At 36.8% G+C, this 17,734-nt stretch carries 17 protein-coding genes; 7 read left to right on the top strand and 10 right to left on the bottom strand.

The window, feature by feature from the left end:
* Positions 1–186: 186 nt before the first annotated feature.
* Positions 187–795 (top strand): TetR/AcrR family transcriptional regulator, encoded by a 609-nt coding sequence (locus ACGHCK_RS01285; RefSeq protein ID WP_251421039.1) that lies wholly within the window; start codon positions 187–189, stop codon positions 793–795.
* Between the two features lie 136 nt (positions 796–931).
* Here the strand turns inward: ACGHCK_RS01285 and nagB are convergent, their stop codons facing one another.
* On the bottom strand, positions 932–1,639 hold the full coding sequence (gene nagB / locus ACGHCK_RS01280) for a glucosamine-6-phosphate deaminase (protein ID WP_251421041.1): 708 nt from the start codon (positions 1,637–1,639) through the stop codon (positions 932–934).
* 245 nt (positions 1,640–1,884) lie between these two features.
* Here nagB and queA point away from each other — a divergent pair, with 245 nt between their 5' ends.
* The 4 genes from queA (at position 1,885) to ACGHCK_RS01260 (ending at position 5,567) form a co-directional block, all read left to right on the top strand.
* A complete protein-coding gene (gene queA / locus ACGHCK_RS01275; protein WP_251421042.1) occupies positions 1,885–2,913 on the top strand; it encodes a tRNA preQ1(34) S-adenosylmethionine ribosyltransferase-isomerase QueA in 1,029 nt (342 codons plus the stop codon).
* Entirely contained in the window at positions 2,914–3,489 is a 576-nt protein-coding gene (locus ACGHCK_RS01270; RefSeq protein ID WP_251421044.1) for a hypothetical protein, read from the top strand.
* Positions 3,490–3,716: 227 nt separating this feature from the next.
* Positions 3,717–4,430, top strand: a complete 714-nt coding sequence (locus tag ACGHCK_RS01265; RefSeq protein WP_271328086.1) for a YiiX/YebB-like N1pC/P60 family cysteine hydrolase — start codon at positions 3,717–3,719, stop codon at positions 4,428–4,430.
* On the top strand, positions 4,431–5,567 hold the full coding sequence (locus ACGHCK_RS01260) for a hypothetical protein (RefSeq protein ID WP_251421046.1): 1,137 nt from the start codon (positions 4,431–4,433) through the stop codon (positions 5,565–5,567).
* A 381-nt stretch (positions 5,568–5,948) separates the two neighbouring features.
* Here the strand turns inward: ACGHCK_RS01260 and ACGHCK_RS01255 are convergent, their stop codons facing one another.
* Positions 5,949–6,497, bottom strand: coding sequence for a biotin transporter BioY (locus ACGHCK_RS01255; RefSeq protein WP_251421048.1), 549 nt, complete (start codon positions 6,495–6,497; stop codon positions 5,949–5,951).
* A 19-nt stretch (positions 6,498–6,516) separates the two neighbouring features.
* Between ACGHCK_RS01255 and ACGHCK_RS01250 the strand changes: the two genes are divergently transcribed.
* Positions 6,517–6,648, top strand: a complete 132-nt coding sequence (locus tag ACGHCK_RS01250; protein ID WP_277612224.1) for a hypothetical protein — start codon at positions 6,517–6,519, stop codon at positions 6,646–6,648.
* Between the two features lie 12 nt (positions 6,649–6,660).
* Here the strand turns inward: ACGHCK_RS01250 and ACGHCK_RS01245 are convergent, their stop codons facing one another.
* From ACGHCK_RS01245 to ACGHCK_RS01210, 8 genes are all read right to left on the bottom strand, one after another.
* A complete protein-coding gene (locus ACGHCK_RS01245; protein ID WP_251421056.1) occupies positions 6,661–7,332 on the bottom strand; it encodes a putative bacteriocin export ABC transporter in 672 nt (223 codons plus the stop codon).
* Between the two features lie 234 nt (positions 7,333–7,566).
* Positions 7,567–9,333 (bottom strand): hypothetical protein, encoded by a 1,767-nt coding sequence (locus ACGHCK_RS01240; protein ID WP_251421050.1) that lies wholly within the window; start codon positions 9,331–9,333, stop codon positions 7,567–7,569.
* A 537-nt stretch (positions 9,334–9,870) separates the two neighbouring features.
* Positions 9,871–10,953, bottom strand: coding sequence for a carbamoyl phosphate synthase small subunit (locus ACGHCK_RS01235; RefSeq protein WP_202230840.1), 1,083 nt, complete (start codon positions 10,951–10,953; stop codon positions 9,871–9,873).
* A gap of 23 nt (positions 10,954–10,976) precedes the next feature.
* On the bottom strand, positions 10,977–11,900 hold the full coding sequence (locus tag ACGHCK_RS01230; protein WP_202230838.1) for an aspartate carbamoyltransferase catalytic subunit: 924 nt from the start codon (positions 11,898–11,900) through the stop codon (positions 10,977–10,979).
* Positions 11,901–12,013: 113 nt separating this feature from the next.
* Positions 12,014–13,300, bottom strand: coding sequence for a uracil-xanthine permease family protein (locus tag ACGHCK_RS01225; protein WP_394304442.1), 1,287 nt, complete (start codon positions 13,298–13,300; stop codon positions 12,014–12,016).
* A gap of 2 nt (positions 13,301–13,302) precedes the next feature.
* On the bottom strand, positions 13,303–13,827 hold the full coding sequence (gene pyrR, locus ACGHCK_RS01220) for a bifunctional pyr operon transcriptional regulator/uracil phosphoribosyltransferase PyrR (RefSeq protein WP_202230836.1): 525 nt from the start codon (positions 13,825–13,827) through the stop codon (positions 13,303–13,305).
* Between the two features lie 393 nt (positions 13,828–14,220).
* Positions 14,221–15,846 (bottom strand): glycoside hydrolase family 13 protein, encoded by a 1,626-nt coding sequence (locus ACGHCK_RS01215; RefSeq protein ID WP_251421052.1) that lies wholly within the window; start codon positions 15,844–15,846, stop codon positions 14,221–14,223.
* A 102-nt stretch (positions 15,847–15,948) separates the two neighbouring features.
* The gene (locus ACGHCK_RS01210; RefSeq protein ID WP_271328087.1) at positions 15,949–16,980 is read right to left on the bottom strand and encodes a YncE family protein; all 1,032 of its coding nucleotides are present in this window, start codon (positions 16,978–16,980) and stop codon (positions 15,949–15,951) included.
* 156 nt (positions 16,981–17,136) lie between these two features.
* Here ACGHCK_RS01210 and ACGHCK_RS01205 point away from each other — a divergent pair.
* The coding region (locus ACGHCK_RS01205) for an IS30 family transposase (protein WP_394304441.1) at positions 17,137–17,734 on the top strand (598 nt) is incomplete at its 3' end.

Raw genomic sequence — 17,734 nt, 5'->3', positions numbered from 1 at the left:
ATGTATCTTTTTTTAATATTTAATTTATATTATAACAAAACAATTACTCAAACCCTTCTATTATGATTAATGACAAGAATATTTGACACAGTTCACAGCAGCAAAAATTACTGTAAGAGGCTATAATATACAACAAATAGGTTATTTTTGTTGTTTAAGATACAAGTAAAGGGGAAATGTACTAACATGGCTAAAATAAATGATTTACGTGTCTTAAGAACACGAAAAATGATTACACAAGCTTTCTTTTCTTTATTAAGAAATAAAAAATTTGAAAAAATTTCTATTCAAGAAATTGCTGATGCTGCAATGATTAATCGAGCAACTTTTTATGCCCATTATGCCGACAAGCAAGATCTTTATGACAGTTTGATTGACACTTTTATACTGGACTTTATCAAAATTTTAGACGAGCAAAATCCCGTGGATGGCACTGATGTTTATGTCAACGATATCGAGGAGATGTTGGCGCGCTTCTACGATTTTGTACGTCAAAATCCAGAGGTAGCCCAGATTGTGATTGATAAATCACAGGACCAAACGATTATTAATCGCTTTATCGAGATATTAACCGAGCGTTATACCGAGCTTTTCGATAAGCTGGAAATTCGTGAACATGATGTACGAGTGCCTAGTGATTTTGTCATCAGCTATATTACTTCTATCTTGGCTGGAACACTTAAATGGTGGGTTTCTTCGTCAAGTACTATGAAATCAAGTGATTTTGCGCATCTCATTGTTAAATTGATTTCCAATGGTCATTTGACTGTTTTAGGTGTTAATATAAAGTCATAAATGTTCTGTTAGGTGAAGAAAAAGCAGATTTCACCAGTAAAATCTGCTTTTTCTTCACCTATTTCTTTATAAAAAATCGCGCAAAATATAAGGTTATTTTACGCGTCAGAGTACTCTATCTCTCATTATTTATATATTATTTGCTCAGCAAACCGACTGCCGCCTCATCAGCAATAACAACAACATCTGCATGTTTTTGCAGGATTGATGCTGGCATAGCTTCCGTGATTTTACCTTCAACCATACCTTTGATTGCTTCTGCTTTTGATTCACCGTAAGCCATCAAAACGATAGATTTAGCTGTCATGATTGAAGCAATCCCCATAGATATAGCTTTACGTGGCACATCTTCCTCATGTTTGAAGAAACGTGCATTTGCTTTGATTGTACTTTCTTGGAGGTCAACCACGTGTGTTGTTTCTTCAAATGAAGTTCCTGGTTCATTGAAACCGATGTGACCATTTTGACCAATACCAAGAATTTGGAAATCAATAGGATGCTCAGCAATGATTTGATCATAGGCTTTCGCTTCCGCTTCCAAGTCTAATGCTTTACCATTTGGTAAAAAGTTTTCTTTGAAAGGTTTTTCGTTAAAAAGATGCTTGTTCATGAAGTAATGATAAGATTGTTCATCAGAGCCATCAAGTCCAACATACTCATCCAAGTTTACTGAGGTCATATCTGAAAAATCCAGATCCGATTTAACAATTTGATTATAAAATTCAACTGGCGTTGACCCCGTAGCAAGACCTAAGGTTTTAGCACCATTGTCCATAGCTTCTTTGAGTAAGTCAAAGCCGACTTTTGCACCTTCAAGTTGATTTTTAACAGTGATAACTTTCATGAGAGAGTCTCCTTTTCCGAATTGGTATATACAAATTATAAACTTAATTCATTTCCTTGTCAACAATAAAATTATGTTTTTAAATAATTTTTCAAAAGAAAACTTTTCTAAAAGTGGTATAATATGAAACAGCTGCATATTTCATATCTCATGAAGATGAAAGGTGGAGTATGTCATCCTCTCTCCCAAATAAGAAAGGCTGTCTTGAAAGTTTTAACTTTTATAAATGACAAGGAAAATATATTTTGAATATTAATGATTTTGACTTTAATTTACCAGAAGAACTCATCGCACAAACACCACTTGAAAAACGTTCTGAATCACGTCTCCTAGTACTTGATAAGGAAAGTCATTCTATGGAAGACAAGCACTTCTACGATATTGTGGATGAGCTTAATCCCGGAGATGCACTCGTACTTAATAATACACGCGTTCTCCCTGCACGTCTCCATGGTATCAAGCCTGAAACTCATGGGCACGTTGAACTTCTCCTGCTCAAAAATACAGAAGGAGATCGCTGGGAAACTTTAGCTAAGCCTGCAAAACGTATGCGTATTGGGCAAGAGCTTTCTTTCGGTGATGGCCGCTTAAAAGCAACCGTTGTTGAAGAATTGGAACATGGCGGACGTATCGTTGAATTTAGTTACGCTGGTATCTTCCTTGAAGTGCTAGAGAGCTTAGGTGAAATGCCACTTCCACCTTATATCCATGAAAAATTAGAAGATAAAGAACGTTATCAAACCGTCTTTGCAAAAGAAAATGGATCTGCTGCTGCACCAACTGCTGGTTTGCACTACACACCTGAGTTATTAGATAAAATTCGTGCCAAAGGTGTTCATGTTGTGGAACTTACCTTACATGTAGGCTTGGGAACTTTCCGACCAGTGAGCGTTGATAATATTGAAGAACACCATATGCATAGTGAATTCTACCAACTGTCTGAAGAAGCTGCTGAAACACTTCGTGCTGTCAAAGCTTCTGGGCATCGTGTGATTGCTTGTGGCACAACCTCTATCCGTACTTTAGAAACGATTGGGACAAAATTTAATGGAGACATCCAAGCAGATTCTGGCTGGACAGATATCTTTATCAAACCCGGTTATCAATGGAAAGTAGTTGATGCTTTTAACACAAACTTCCACTTGCCAAAATCTACGCTCGTTATGCTAGTCTCTGCTTTTGCAGGTCAAGAATTTATCCTAGAAGCTTATCAGCATGCAATTGATGAGCATTATCGCTTCTTCAGTTTCGGGGATGCCATGTTCGTGAAATAAATGAGTTTTCTTAATTTAGCACTCACTAAGGATTTTATTTCTATTCTTTCAGATGGACAGATTACAGAAAATGGACAAGCTATCCGCACACATTTCAAAAAATTTTATGTAAGTCCAAATGGCTTTTTAGTAGGAATTACCGGTTTCCATAAGATAACCGAAGAAATCCTTGTACAAATCCATTATCAACCGCACCTAACACCCCTAGAAGCTCAGGAGTTCCTCCTCAGCGCACTGCTTCGCTATAAGGATAAACGATCAGCTTTAACTAAAAAAGTCGCTTACAATGCTGTTATCGCCTTCTTTAATAATGGCCTGCCCCAGGCAAAAACTTATCATATAGAAGACGGGAGTCTCACGACTAAAGACTATCTCGGTTCAAGTTTAATTTCCTTTCCTCCTGATGATATTGACTTTGACCCTAATAAGCTAATCAGTACTTGTCTTAAAGATGGACAGTATCCTCTGCCTAAAATACAGTTATTGCAGCGCAATGCTCTTTATCGGGTTGCTGAAAGTTCCCAAACTGTTAACAAAACTATTTTTCAAGAAATAATAAAAAGTCGAGAAAAATGAATTTCTCGACTTTTTAAGTAGCCTCAATCAGTAGTAGAAAACTTTTTATTGAGAGTGTTAAGATAAGTAAAATTGTAAATTTTTACACATTGCCTACAATTCAACAATATTTAAAGATCTGTGATTTTATCACTTCTTTTTCTGTTATAATAAAATTGAAAGCGCTTTTAATTATTGTAGGGTTGTTCAACCAGAAAAAATTTTATTTCTGAAAAGAGGGGAAACACATGCACAAAATTTTAAAGAAAACTATTATTCATTGCCTAGCTTCAGCTGCTTTTCTGTCAGCGATAGCTCCAGCAACAGTAAAAGCTGTTCAAACTGATGAAGTAGATACTTCCACCAATGCAGTAGCTTTACAAAAATTAACCAAACAGCAACAAGAAATTATGGATGGCATGCGGCAAAAAGAACAAGAATATGGCGATGCAGCTTCCGTTGTAGCTGATGAAAAAGCTACCGCTCGTTCAGCATATGGGGCTTGGAGTTGGCGTGATGGGGTAATAGCTGTAACAGATGCAGGTTCTAGTCTATTAATAACAAATTCGTGGCATGCAGGGATTGTTGCACCACAAAAAAAATATGTGGTTGCCGAAGCAGAAGGTGTTGGTAAAAAAGTTAGGCTGGCAAGTGGAGATTGGGGAACGAAATTTAGAAATAACAGAGTATGGCAGATGGGAGTCAAAAAAACAAGTATCACACAAGATTATAATGCAGGAAAGTGGGCTGGTCAACAGGTTGGAAAGCCTTATAATTTAAACTTTTGGAATATTAAACAAAAAAATAGTTTTTACTGCTCTCAATTAGTTTGGGCTGCATATTATTACACTGCAAGAGTAAATTTAGATAAGACTGATAATAATATCGGTTCTGCTTGGGCAGTGCACCCAGGCGAATTTGTCTCAAATCCACTTACAGTTTTAATCTACAGGAATAAATAAATGAAGAAAAAAATATTTAATTCTTTACTTCTTTTATCATGTTTAGCCGCAGTGGTTCTGGGAATCAAAATCTTATTTTTCAATAACAAAGAAGCTAACTTTAAAATTGCAAGCAATGCTGATTTCTACATCGTATCCAATAACAATATCAAATCATATAAAGTTGAAAATAATACACCAAAATTACTTCATACTGACAAATTAGCTATTGCAGAAGATGTAAATGGTTGGTTTTCAAAAGGAGAAATTCAAAATAGATATCTGATTTTTTCAGAAGGACATTCTAAAAGTGCTAAAAAGAATGAAAATATCTTATCAATAGACTTTGAAAAGGGAGAAGTAGTTAAACGTAGCTCAAATAAGTATGCTTATACAGGTGCAGGTTCCACTACTGATTATTACTATACTTTCCAAGCAACAGGAGATGATGGTTTTCTCTACTCTTTTGACAAAAATGGAAAAGAAATTGATTCGTATAAGTTTACTTCATCAGCGTTACCCTCTACACAATTTACTGGTAGCAAGGGAAAATTGTACATGATAATCACACAAGAAAATCAAAAAAGCAAAATATTTGAAAGTTCTTTATATACTTTCAATGATGGAAACAATCTAAAAGTACTTGAAAAACAGAATATAGATGACAATAGTGAATATCTCTATGATTTTACTTCTTTAGAAAAAATTGAAGAAAATTTATATTCGCCTGTTACCTCTCGTCGTAACAGGAAAACTTTCGAAGTTACACCTGATAATAGAATCATGAAATTTGATTTGAAGAACAATGAAAAAAGCTTTATCACATTAAAAGAAAATTATCCCAATCTTATTTATAAAAGTAAATCTGAAAACTACTTGATAACTGTACACGAACCTAATATGCTACAAAAATCAGGTTTTTCAGTTATAAATACCAAAAATAACGAAAACTATTTTGTTGATGTTAGTGATATATTAAATTCTAAAATTTATGAGGAGAGTAATATTTGGACTTTAAATACTACAAAAGACAATAAACTAATTATTTTAGCAGGAAATTCAGTACTCCTTTATGATTTAGATAATAAAACATTATTATCTGAAACAAAAATTTTTAATGATAATACAGAAACTCCCTTACATGTTTGGACAAAATGATGCCACAATCAGACTATAATATCTGGATTATTTTTGCTCTCTCCTCTTGAACTCTGTCGCTTGGCTAGTGCATTTCTTAATCTTCTCTAGTAAGTTTTTGCCCCAAGTAGTAATTCTCGCTAGCAGGCAGTCTCGTAACAAAGATTATATAGAGGCTCTCATTCGTCGCGCGCAGTATTTCTAAAATCGCTTAAGACACAAAATATGAAACCCTAAGTATAAAAAAGCAGCTGAACTCTTTTCATTCAGCTGCTTATAATTTTATTTCAAATTGTATAGTTTTTTATAAGTTCCTTCCGTTAGGACTAAGCTACTCAAAAATCAAGAACACTTGGTAAATACTAAACAACTTCCCAAGAATTGGAAAACTTTTATCTATTATTATTTCGAAAAATAAGGGTTCGTTTTGAAAAGGATATCGAGGAGCGCAACACCAACTGCTGCCACAATAATCGCCTTAATAATAGCTCCAAGAATAAAAGGTGCAAAGCCCATGCCAAAGGCTGTTCCCCAAGATGCGCCGATAAAGAATTTCAGCCACACAGTACCGAGAACAAGGATCAAAAACTGAGCAAGAAGGTTTGTCAGTAAAATGGAGAAAAATTTTCGTTCAGTCTTTTGTAAAAAATACGAAAGGAGAGGTGCAACTATTACAAAGGAGAATAAAAATCCACCTGTTGGTCCAAATAAAGCACCAATCCCTGAAGCTCCCCCTGCATAAACAGGTAAACCTACCGCTCCTAACACGAGATAGATAAGCAATGCAAAAAAACTCTCACGTGGCTGCAGCAAAGTTGCAACGAGCCCAACGGCTAATGTTTGAAGCGTAATAGGTACAATCCCTGCAGGAATAGCCAGAGGAGAAAGCACTGCAATAATTGCTGCTCCTAAGGCAATAAGAGTAATAGAATAAGTTTTAGAAATCTTCATAAAAAGTCCTTTTTGTTTTATGAGTAAAATTATATCAGCTTTTACACCTGGTTTCAAGAAACGATATGTTTTTAGTCTCACAATTTCCAATCTGGCTAAAATAAGCCTCTGCTTGGATGCTCAAAAAGCTGGTATAGTCATTATTGAATAGTTGAAATTTTCTTCAATTAGTAATGGGACCAGAAGTTACGATAGAACCTTTGCCATCTAATTCGATGACATAATCACTAATTTTTCGTATAAAAGGATCGTGAGTCACTATTATCACTGTTTTCCCTTTTGTTACTTCATCACTTAGTAATTTTAACATTATATTTCGATTTTCTATATCCAAAGAACCTGTAGGTTCATCTGCTAAGATTAGCTCGCTCTTTTTTAGCAAGGCTCTAGCTAAGGCAACTCTTTGCTTTTCACCGCCAGATAAACGAAATACTTTTGTTTTTAAGGGTTGGTCTATGTTGACCTGATTTAAAACTTCTCTTATTTTTTCTCTTTTCTTTTTAGAAGACAGCTGAGTATAAAATAAAGCTGCCTTCAAATTTTGCTCGATATTCTCATCTTCAATCAATGCAAAGTTTTGAAATAAATAAGAAATTTTATTCCGACGATACAGCAATGACTTTTTACTGTTTACGATTGGAGCGAATTTTCCAAACAAATAATAACTTCCTTTGTCATAGTCATCAATCATGCCGATAATATTCAAAAGTGTGGACTTGCCTGACCCACTGGGACCATAAACTACAACTAATTGTTTTTCTGGAATTTGTACATTAATTTTATCAAAAAGTATTTTTGCACCATAGCTCTTTTCCATATCTTTTATTTCTATCAGCATGTGTTTACTCTCCTTTGAGGATATTCAATAAATCTTTTTTCTCTGTTCTTTTCAATATTCCTGTGACTATAGCGAGCTCCATAATAATATAGATCATGAGCAGCTCTATGAGCGTTTGATCTGCTCCATTCATTTTAGCATTTACAAAACCAATAATATATTGAAGAACAATTAAGGCGACGAGTGGGAGATAAGTTCTTATCCAAGAACATCCCAGTGAACGATATACGCCTATTTTTTTCTGTATGTTATGACATAAAAAACTACTGTAGAAATTATCATGCAGGCAAATAATATTACCGAAAATAAATTGATAAAAAAGTAATTGATTGGATTACCTACCGTCAGTAATAAGGTGGTTTTCTTTATATCTTTTGCATTAATAAATGATGGATACATAGAAAGGTGAGCATCTTCTTCTAAAGCATGTCTTAACTTTTTATAAATACTTTCTTTCGGTTCTGTTAAGGGGATTAACATCGCATAGGGATTTTCTAAAGAGGGAACAAGATTTTCTCCCGTATTATTCTCTGGTGTATACACGATAACAATATCAGCTGAAACTTTTTTTATCTTATCCGCATATACAGTTACTCTCTGATCCTCCTTAATGTCATAAAATTTTATCGAAGAGGTAAAACCGGGCCGCGATTTAAATGTATTCGCTATTTTATTTTTTATATCGCTTGTTTTCATGAACTTATCTGCGATTAAAAGAACCATATTTCCTTCTTCACGAGAAATATTTATGGGTTGGTTATGCTTGTCTAGGATAGGATGTTTTTTTAAGTAGTTTATATTAACATCTGTCGTTCTAAGACTTTCTAAACCTATTTGTGAAGACAAGTTATTTTCGGAAGCATGGATTCCACCTAACTCTTCTTGTATGCGTATCAATTTATTATAATAAGTTGGTTCAGCTAGATTTTCTTTAAAGCCAATCATTGGTGCATATAAGGCGCCATAATCAGAGAGTTCTGTTTTACTTAAGTCTAGCGACTGGTGAACGAGAGTGACCAAACCCGAGAGAGTGGAGAGACTTATGGCGAAGATTATCGTTTTTACAAGGTAAAGAAAGATATGACTATATTTAAAGAATGATTTATTATTGACTTGATTAACAATAGACACTCTAGCCACAATCCATACTGCAAATAAAGTTATGACCGCACTTATCATAAAGATTAATAGACTAACTTTAGCATAATCAAAACTAAATTTTTTTAAAATAAAAATTGTTGCCACTGCGTACGTTGTGGCAAATACCCCAACCATCTTTTTTATAAAGATAAAATTAGCTATATCAATATTCTCAAAACCACTAAGTTTATAAACAGCTATTTTCTTATTATTTTCAGCCAGCCAAACAAATAAAAATATAAAATAAAAGATTAGCGAAACAGTAATAACAATGCTCAAATTGTCATTGGTTAAGATTAGGGGAGGGCTTTTAGAAAAATCAGAGGGATTTTTTTCTAAAGCCTCTGGCGTAATCTCAATGCCATATTTTTGACTTAATGTCTGAGATAAATTAGTCATAAACTTACTTTTCCCCGAATCTGCTGACTTATAAAGAAAGCTCCCTTCGTGAAATTCTTCAAAGCTCAAACTGCTAAAATTTTTATAGTTAATAAAAGAAGTTACACCATGTGCTGATAATTTCTTGTCTTCATGTGCTAATCCATAGAAGGTAATTCTAGATATATTTGACAAAAAATCTGCCTTTCCCTTGTCATCATGTACAACTCCAATATAAGATGTTCTAATACAAAAGAGAGTATCACTTTCTTTTGATACTCTCTCAATAGTATTTACTATATCTTGATAGTTTCCCTTTGAACTTGGAACAGAGCTAACATAAAACTCTTCATAGCCATTCAGATTGTATTCTTTCTTGATTTGGTTATCTACCCAATCATTTTTAATCATAAAAGCCAACGATAAACTCATCGTTACATATAAAGCCAGAATCATTCCTTTTAAAAGTTTACTCAGCATCTGTATAGTTTACCCCACAAATCTAAATTTGATTGATTACACTTTTCCTCCAGGTGCGATTGGTCCACCGTTGTAGGCGCCGTTCCATGCGCCTTTTACCCAAGTAACAGAAGTTTTTTTAGGTGCCACCCAAGAATTTCCGCCTCCATTATAAGCATTACCTACTCTAGCCCAGCCCGTATGTGAAAAAGAGTAGTTCGTATATTGGGTCGTTGCAGTTCTGTTCCCCCAGGCCGTGTTGGGATAAATGGATGAAGTTACCCAATAAACTCCAAATTTAGTATGGATAGCTGCAAATGCTAGCGTTTGAACGAGAAACAGACTAAGAATTAAAGTTGTGAATAAAGCTCTTTTTTGTCTCTTGCTCTTAGGTCTTCTCTGGTAATCATATAACGCTTTTCTTTAAATTATCTATTCATCCTCATAGTAACACATATGTAATCATAATGCAAACGCTAACAAAAAAATGAAATCGATGAAACTTTCGACTCCATTTTTTCTTTTTAACATTTATTGCTGTTTTTTAGCAGTTACTGTTCAAACCGCTTTTCCCTTCCGATATTCATCTATCATGTCCATAAAGTCATCAAATAAATAGCTGGCATCATGTGGTCCAGGCGCGGCATCAGGATGAAATTGAACCGAAAATGCTGAATGGCGCTTATGACGGATACCTTCAACCGATTTGTCATTGATTTCCACATGAGTAATCAATAAATCTTCGGGCAAATCTTCGGCTGATACAGCATAACCATGATTTTGACTGGTAAAGTCAATTCTTCCAGTCGCAATTTCTTTCACCGCATGATTGAAGCCACGGTGCCCGAACTTCATCTTATAGGTCCTTGCTCCATTGGCCAAACTGAAAAGTTGATGGCCCAAGCAAATCCCAAAAATAGGAAGTTCCCCCTGAATACGCTGAATCATCTCCACAGCCTGTGGGACATCCGTTGGATCCCCAGGACCATTACTCAGCAAGACACCATCTGGATGCATAGCCAAGATTTCTTCTGCTTCTGTGTTATAAGGAACAACTGTAATATCACAATTGCGCTTTGAGAGTTCTCGCAAGATTGAATGTTTAAGCCCAAAGTCAACAACTACCACCTTTCTTCCTGTGTTTGGCGAGGAATAAGGTGTTAAAGTGCTGCTTTTCTCCACTTGATTATTGGGTAAAACAGTTGCTTTAAGTTGACTCATCTGATGTTCAAGATCATCTTTGGTATTGACCAAGGCTGCTTTCATAGTTCCGTGCTGACGAATAATTTTTGTGAGTGCCCGTGTGTCAACTCCAGTGATTCCTGGAATATTTTTGGCTTTCAAAAATTCATCCAAGGACATCTGAAGTCTCCAGTTGGAAGGACGACGTGCTGCTTCACTGACAACAATTGCCTTACAGCTTGGATGAATGGATTCATAGTCGTCTCGGTTGATGCCATAATTCCCCACCAATGGATAGGTAAAAGTCAAAATCTGTCCATTGTAAGATTGATCAGTAATGGATTCTTGATAGCCTGTCATGCCTGTGCTAAAGACGAGTTCCCCCGTTATATCCGTGTTGGCACCAATTGATTCTCCCTCAAAGATAGTCCCATCTTCCAATATTAACAGTCGCTTCATAGATTCCTCCGATAATTCCTCGCTCAGTTACGCAATACAGCCTCCAAAATGGCCATACGTGTATAAACGCCATTTGTCATTTGTTGAACAATGCGACTCTTCGCGCACTCAACTAGACTATCAGCTATCTCAACATCACGATTAACCGGTGCTGGGTGCATGATAATTGCTGTATCACGAAGCTGTTTCGCACGTTCTACTGTCAAGCCATAACGTTCATGGTAATCTTCTTTTGAAATGATATCTCCAGCAGTGTGACGTTCGTACTGTACACGAAGTAACATGTGCACATCCAGCTCCGGCAAGATATCATCAAGATTGGCATAGGTGCCGTAGGCACCAAATTCTTCTTCGTTGTACCACTTTTCAGGACCCGTGAAATAAAGTTGTGCCCCTAGCCTATTGAGCATCATCATATTTGACTTAGCAACGCGAGAGTGCGTCAAATCACCAGAGATGGCAATCTTTAGTCCTTCAAATTTACCAAATTCTTCATAAATCGTCATCAAATCAAGCAAACATTGGCTAGGATGCTGACCACTGCCGTCTCCGCCGTTCACAATCGCACAGCTAATACTGTCGGATTGAATCAACTGTTCATAGTATTGTTCTTCAGATGAGCGAATGACACAGACTTCCACGCCAAGTGCATCTAGTGTTAAAATAGTGTCATACAACGTTTCCCCTTTACTAAGTGCACTTGTGCCTACATCAAACTCCAGCACGTCTAATCCAAGTTTACGCTCTGCGATATGGAAAGAGTTGTGCGTCCGCGTGCTGTTTTCAAAAAAAAGATTGGAAGTGAAAATTTGACGCTCGTTTTCAAATTTCGCTGTCCCTTTTTTAAACTCAGAAGCACGTTTGATTAAGCCCATTACTTCTTCTGTTGATAAAACTTCCATGCTTGTCAAATGCGACAAGCTCACTAAACCATTTGTTACTGACATTACAGGTCTCCTTTACCCTCATCGCACTCTCTCTGTAGTGCGATTTTTTTAAATGTTGACGAACGACGATAAGTTGCTCTGAGTGTTATTGTTTCCCGGAGCAAAACTTTATATTAAGCTTCCTCTGGTAAAACCAGGTTCAGCACAATACCAATGATTGTTGCAATAGCTACAGATGAAATCTGTAAGTTTTGCGTAATTTCAAGAACCATACCACCAATACCGATGACCAAAACGACACTTGAGATTAATAGATTACGTTTGATATCAAAGTTAATCTTATTTTCTACAATGATTTTCAACCCACTTGCAGCGATTACCCCGAAAAGAGCGATTGAAGCACCACCAATAACCGGGCTTGGAATGGAGGTCAACAAGGCTGTAATTTTTCCTACAAAGCTGACCACAATAGCCAAGACTGCCGCACCTGCAATCACATAAATTGAGTGAATTTTTGTAATGGCCATAACACCAATGTTTTCACCATACGAAGTAACTGGCGGCGCCCCAAGGGCTGAGGCAATAACTTGTGCCACACCATCACCAGCTAAAGTACGGTCAAGTCCTGGATCTTTGAAATAGTCTTTGCCTGTCAAAGAATTCAAAACCATGATATGACCAAAATGTTCTGTCATTGTGACAAAGGCGATTGGCCCCATTGTCAAGATAGCAGACGGATAAAAAGCCCATTTATAGTTTAAAAAGGGAATTTCCATCGCTGGAAGTGCCAGCCAGTTTGCATGTGATACATTATTAAAATCTACAATAGTTTGCCCTGTTATTTTACCAATAATGATAGCCGCAATATAGCCCGTGACAATCCCGAGCAAAATAGGAACTACTGATAGAAACCCCTTCCCGTAGATGCTGAAAACAACGATAGCCATGACGGTAATCATCGAGATAATCAAGAAAGGTAAGCTATAGCCTGTCATCGCTCCAGGATTTGTGTACATGGAGTCATTGATGGCTACAGGTGCAAGTGAAAGTCCAATAACCATAACGATAGGTCCTACAACGATTGGTGGAAGCACCCGATCAATCCAGCCCTGTCCAGCAAAGCGGACGATGAGGGCAACGAGTAAATACACTAGACCGCCTGTTAAAGCACCCTGAGCAATGGCTGGCATCCCCCCTTGTTTCATTAAAAGCTGCATTGCTCCGATATAGGCAAAGCTAGAACCCATATAGGCCGGAACCTTAAACCGTGTTACTGACATATGAGCCAAGGTTCCTAAACCTGAACTGAGTAAAGCAATGGCTGGATCAATCCCTACAAGGATTGGAACCAAAACCGTTGAACCAAACATGGCAAATAAATGCTGGAAAGATAAGCCAAACCATTGACCGCCTTTTGGCTTTTCATCAACTTTTAAAAGAATATCTGTATTACTTGCCACACTTATGCCTCGTCTTTCTTAATCAAGATACTATCTACACCATCTATTTCTGCCATATTCACAATTATTTCCTCATCTTGAGCTGTTGGAATATTTTTTCCAACATAATCCGCACGAATTGGCAATTCACGATGCCCACGATCGACAAGCACCGCAAGCTGCACACGTGCAGGACGTCCACGTTCTACTAAGCCATCGATTGCTGCACGAATTGTACGTCCTGTATAAAGCACATCGTCCACCAGCACAATATCTTTCCCAGTAATATCAACGTTGATTTCTGTTGTATCTTCTGTCGCTTTCTTATCATCACGGAACGGACGTGTATCCAACTCACCTAAAGGCATATCAATATTTTCCAATTGTGTTAAGCGCTCTTGGATACGTTGTGCCAAGTATACACCACGCGTTTTAATTCCGATAAGGACTAATTTGTCTAATTCCTTGTTTCGTTCAATAATTTCATAGGTAATACGTGTAATCGCACGTTTCATCGTGATTTCATCGATGATTTCTTTTTTTGCCATAAAACACTCCAATATAGAAAAATTCCCTAGTCCAAGGGCTAGGGAAGGCATCAGAAAATACTCTATAATATACTTTAATTAAGTTCATTCAAGATTCTGACCTTGCCTGCCTCTCTGGACACACTTAAAGGTTATAGAGATTATAGCAAATCCTTGATTTTTTTGCAAGAATTTATGATTTGAAGTTTGGAAAAACTACCTAGGCATTGAAAATTATCATTTTTCTAAATTACGCCATCAACAATATATTAAAAAGTCGAGAAAGTCATTTTTCGGCTTTTTTGCAGAATACAGGACACGCTCTCTTCTACATGTCATAGTATTCGAGAAAAATTATGCTATATTGTTCAATAGTTCCATAAAAACTGCACCTGTATTGATTCTAAATATCACTCAAAGCTTCACCACAAAAGCTTCATAAGGTCTGAGTGTACTTCCTTTCAAGTTTATTTGACCATCAGAATAGTTATGAATAAGAATTTCTTTAACTGTTCCCTCTGTTGAAAATGAGTTGTTCTTCGCACTAAAATTAGCAACAATTAGCCACTTTTCTCCCATGTAAGAACGTACATAAGCAAAAACTTCTTCTTCTGTTTCTGTTAAAAGTTCAAATTCCCCCCAAATAATTAAAGGGTTCTCTTTACGTAGGGCAATCAATTTTTGATAGGTATAGAAAATAGAATTTTTATCTTTTAGAGCAGCTTCAACATTTATTTGCTTATAATTCGGATTCACAGCTAACCAAGGCTTGCCTGTTGTAAAGCCTGCATTATCTTGTGCATTCCACTGCATCGGTGTACGTGCATTGTCACGTCCTTTGGCATTGATTGAAGTCAAAATCTCCTCTTTACTGTAGCCTTCCTCCAATCTTTCATAGTACATATTCCGACTTTCGATATCATCAATTTGTTGGATATCAGTTACGGGGCTATTGGTCATCCCAATCTCTTCCCCCTGATAGATATAGGGTGTTCCTTTCATCATGTGCAACAAAATTGCTAGCATTTTAGCAGATTCTACTCGATATTCTTTATCGTTGCCCCAGCGTGAGACAATCCGCGGCAAATCATGATTATTCCAGAAAAGAGAATTCCAGCCTTCATCTCCAAGTTCTGTTTGCCATTTACTAAAGACTTCTTTTAATTTTGAAATCTCTAGCGGAATCAAATCCCACTTGCTTTTTCCTTCTGCTTCGTCTAAGCCGATATGTTCAAATTGAAAGACCATCGAGAGTTCTTTGTTGGCGGAGTTAGAATATTGTTTCGCGATTTCAGGTGTTGCGCCCCAAGTCTCTCCCACCGTTAGGAGATTTTTTCCGCCAAAAGTTGCTTGGTGCATTTCTTTTAAATAATCATGCAGCTTTGGTCCATTGCCTGTTATGCCCTTATCTGGCTGTTTTCCTATAAGATCAATAACATCCATACGGAAACCACCGATGCCTTTGTCTATCCAGAAATTCATCATGTCATAAACTGCCTGACGTAGTGCTTCATTTTCCCAGTTCAAGTCGGGTTGCTTTTTGCTAAATAAGTGTAAGTAATATTGGCCTGCTGTCTCATCCCACTGCCAAGCTGATCCCCCAAATAGCGATTTCAAATCGTTAGGCAGACTGCCATCCTCAGCTGCATCTCGCCAAATATAATAGTCCCGATATTTACTTTTTTCAGATTTTCTCGCTTCGATAAACCATGGATGCTCATCACTGGTATGGTTAACAACCAGATCCATAATAATCTTAATCCCGCGCTTCTCTGCTTCAGAAATCAATGTTTCCATATCTGCCATCGTTCCGAACTCATCCATGATTGATTCATAATCTGAGATATCATACCCATTATCATCATTAGGTGATTTATAAACTGGGCTAAGCCAAATGCCAGTGATGCCTAATTTTTCCAGATAATCTAGACGAGAAATAATCCCTTTAATATCTCCAATCCCATCACCATTACTGTCTTGAAAACTACGAGGGTAGATTTGATATATTACTGCTTCTTGCCACCAATTTTGTTTATCCATGATTCACCTCTCTTTTAATGCAAACGGTTGCTTAAAATTATGATAGCATTTTTAAGCAAAATGAGCAACAAAAGAGAGCATTAATTTTTTCGAAAAGGCTGCTCACTTTTTCTTCAAAGCCAGCAAGTGAGAATATTCCAAGTCATATGTTGCTAAGTCAATCCCGAAAACTTTTTCTTGCTTTTCCAAATCATAGACAAGAAGATTTTTCCAAGTCAATATCCAAACTTTGCCGTCTTTATCAAAGTCAACATTAATGAGTGTATCATCTGTAGAGTAGTTCTCCATGAGTGATTCATTAAGTGCTAAGCGACTGATTTTTTGGGTGTCTATGTCGTAGAAGCTTATTATCATTGATGTATCAAAACTGTCATTCGTATGACTTATAGCTAAAGTTTTTTCGTCATTGGAGACTGCTATTTTATGAGGTTCAGCTTGCCCCAAGCTAACTTCCTTACGTGCCAAGCTATCTTTATCAAGAATGACTAATTTATCTTGTGAAGTGGGTTCATAGGGGTTGCTTTTCAAGCGGTCCCCTGTATTTGTCAGGTAAAATTTATTCCCTATTAATTTCATATCCAGAAAACCTTCTGAGTTTGCTACAGCAGCACTTGCATTGGCGATTAATCTTTCATCTACCTTCTTTAAATTATTTTTATCAAAAGTCACAAGATTATTGTGTGTGTATTTATCTCCTTCATTCATCACATTATTCAAAACATAAAGATATTTCTCATCCGTTGCTGCAGCATGCATCACATTACCAGCTGTATCTGGGAATTTAAATTGCTTTTTTAGTGTTTTGGACTTATCATATTTGTGAACCGAACCTCCTCCAGGTTGACTGGTCATGGGATAGTAAAACTTGCCATCAAATCCTGCACCTGTGATAGGCCCTTCGGGATATTCTGCTTTCGATAAGCTGCCTTTTTCAATATCTAAGCTAACGACTGTTTGTGGTTCTCTGGGCAAAGGGCCAGGTGTGAAATCTTCAAAAACAAAGAAATGATTATTTTTAGAAGCGGGTTGGAGACTATGGGTTGCAGTATCTTCTCCTAGCTTTACTTTGTCTTCTGAACGTTTCTTTGCCCCCTCATCAGTCTTCTCAAAACCCACAATCTTTTTGGACGACATGATATAAAAATCAATTTTTTTACTTGTTTTAAAGCTTTGATCACCTTTAGGGGTATCTCTATAGCTTGAATTTATAATTTAAGTGCAACAGAAAAAAGACTATTCATAAATCCAGTATAATAAGTTTGTCGAGAACATTATTAAGCTGGAGGAAATATGAATAGTCCCTACACTCATCTTACAATATTTGAACGAGAAAGTATATTTTTGTGGTCATCACAAAAGGTTTCTGTGCGTGAAATCGCTAGACGCTTAAATCGGAGTGTCTCCACAATTTCAAGGGAGCTTAAAAGAAATAGTGTTAATCAGGACTACTCTCCAACGGTTGCCCAAAGCAAATACCAGAGCAGAAAAAGTCATTGTGGAAGAAAAGCAATCTTCACCAATCGTCAATATTGGGAGAAAGTGAGACACTTATTCGTTGATTTACAATGGTCTCCTGAACAAATCTCTGCACGATTAAAGCATGAAGATTCGGAAGTACAGGTCAGTTATACAACCCTCTATAGGGCAATCTATAATGGCCTATTTGAGCTTGAAAAATTAAGTCATGGTAATCGTGGGTTAATTCGTTCACTGCGTCATAAAGGGAAAACTAGGCACACGAAAGGACATCAAGAAAAGAGGGGGAAAATCCCTATCTCCCATACCATTCATGAACGTCCAGAAAGTGCCAATCAACGTCTGGAGATTGGACATTGGGAAGCCGATACTGTAGCTGGAAAGACTGGTGGTTCATGCTTGGTTACGCTCA

It is taken from the genome of Lactococcus muris (assembly GCF_042849115.1).
Classification (GTDB): Bacteria; Bacillota; Bacilli; order Lactobacillales; family Streptococcaceae; genus Lactococcus; species Lactococcus muris.
This window is presented reverse-complemented; position numbering and strand designations above follow the sequence as displayed.

What these genes read in the sequence shown, in the direction of transcription:
- ACGHCK_RS01285 (WP_251421039.1), top strand. Translation starts at nt 187, where the DNA reads ATGGCTAAAATAAATGATTTACGTGTCTTAAGAACACGAAAAATGATT.
- nagB (WP_251421041.1), bottom strand. Translation starts at nt 1,639, where the DNA reads ATGAAAGTTATCACTGTTAAAAATCAACTTGAAGGTGCAAAAGTCGGC.
- ACGHCK_RS01270 (WP_251421044.1), top strand. Translation starts at nt 2,914, where the DNA reads ATGAGTTTTCTTAATTTAGCACTCACTAAGGATTTTATTTCTATTCTT.
- ACGHCK_RS01265 (WP_271328086.1), top strand. Translation starts at nt 3,717, where the DNA reads ATGCACAAAATTTTAAAGAAAACTATTATTCATTGCCTAGCTTCAGCT.
- ACGHCK_RS01260 (WP_251421046.1), top strand. Translation starts at nt 4,431, where the DNA reads ATGAAGAAAAAAATATTTAATTCTTTACTTCTTTTATCATGTTTAGCC.
- ACGHCK_RS01255 (WP_251421048.1), bottom strand. Translation starts at nt 6,497, where the DNA reads ATGAAGATTTCTAAAACTTATTCTATTACTCTTATTGCCTTAGGAGCA.
- ACGHCK_RS01250 (WP_277612224.1), top strand. Translation starts at nt 6,517, where the DNA reads ATGAGTAAAATTATATCAGCTTTTACACCTGGTTTCAAGAAACGATAT.
- ACGHCK_RS01240 (WP_251421050.1), bottom strand. Translation starts at nt 9,333, where the DNA reads ATGCTGAGTAAACTTTTAAAAGGAATGATTCTGGCTTTATATGTAACG.
- ACGHCK_RS01235 (WP_202230840.1), bottom strand. Translation starts at nt 10,953, where the DNA reads ATGAAGCGACTGTTAATATTGGAAGATGGGACTATCTTTGAGGGAGAA.
- ACGHCK_RS01230 (WP_202230838.1), bottom strand. Translation starts at nt 11,900, where the DNA reads ATGTCAGTAACAAATGGTTTAGTGAGCTTGTCGCATTTGACAAGCATG.
- pyrR (WP_202230836.1), bottom strand. Translation starts at nt 13,827, where the DNA reads ATGGCAAAAAAAGAAATCATCGATGAAATCACGATGAAACGTGCGATT.
- ACGHCK_RS01215 (WP_251421052.1), bottom strand. Translation starts at nt 15,846, where the DNA reads ATGGATAAACAAAATTGGTGGCAAGAAGCAGTAATATATCAAATCTAC.
- ACGHCK_RS01210 (WP_271328087.1), bottom strand. Translation starts at nt 16,980, where the DNA reads ATGTCGTCCAAAAAGATTGTGGGTTTTGAGAAGACTGATGAGGGGGCA.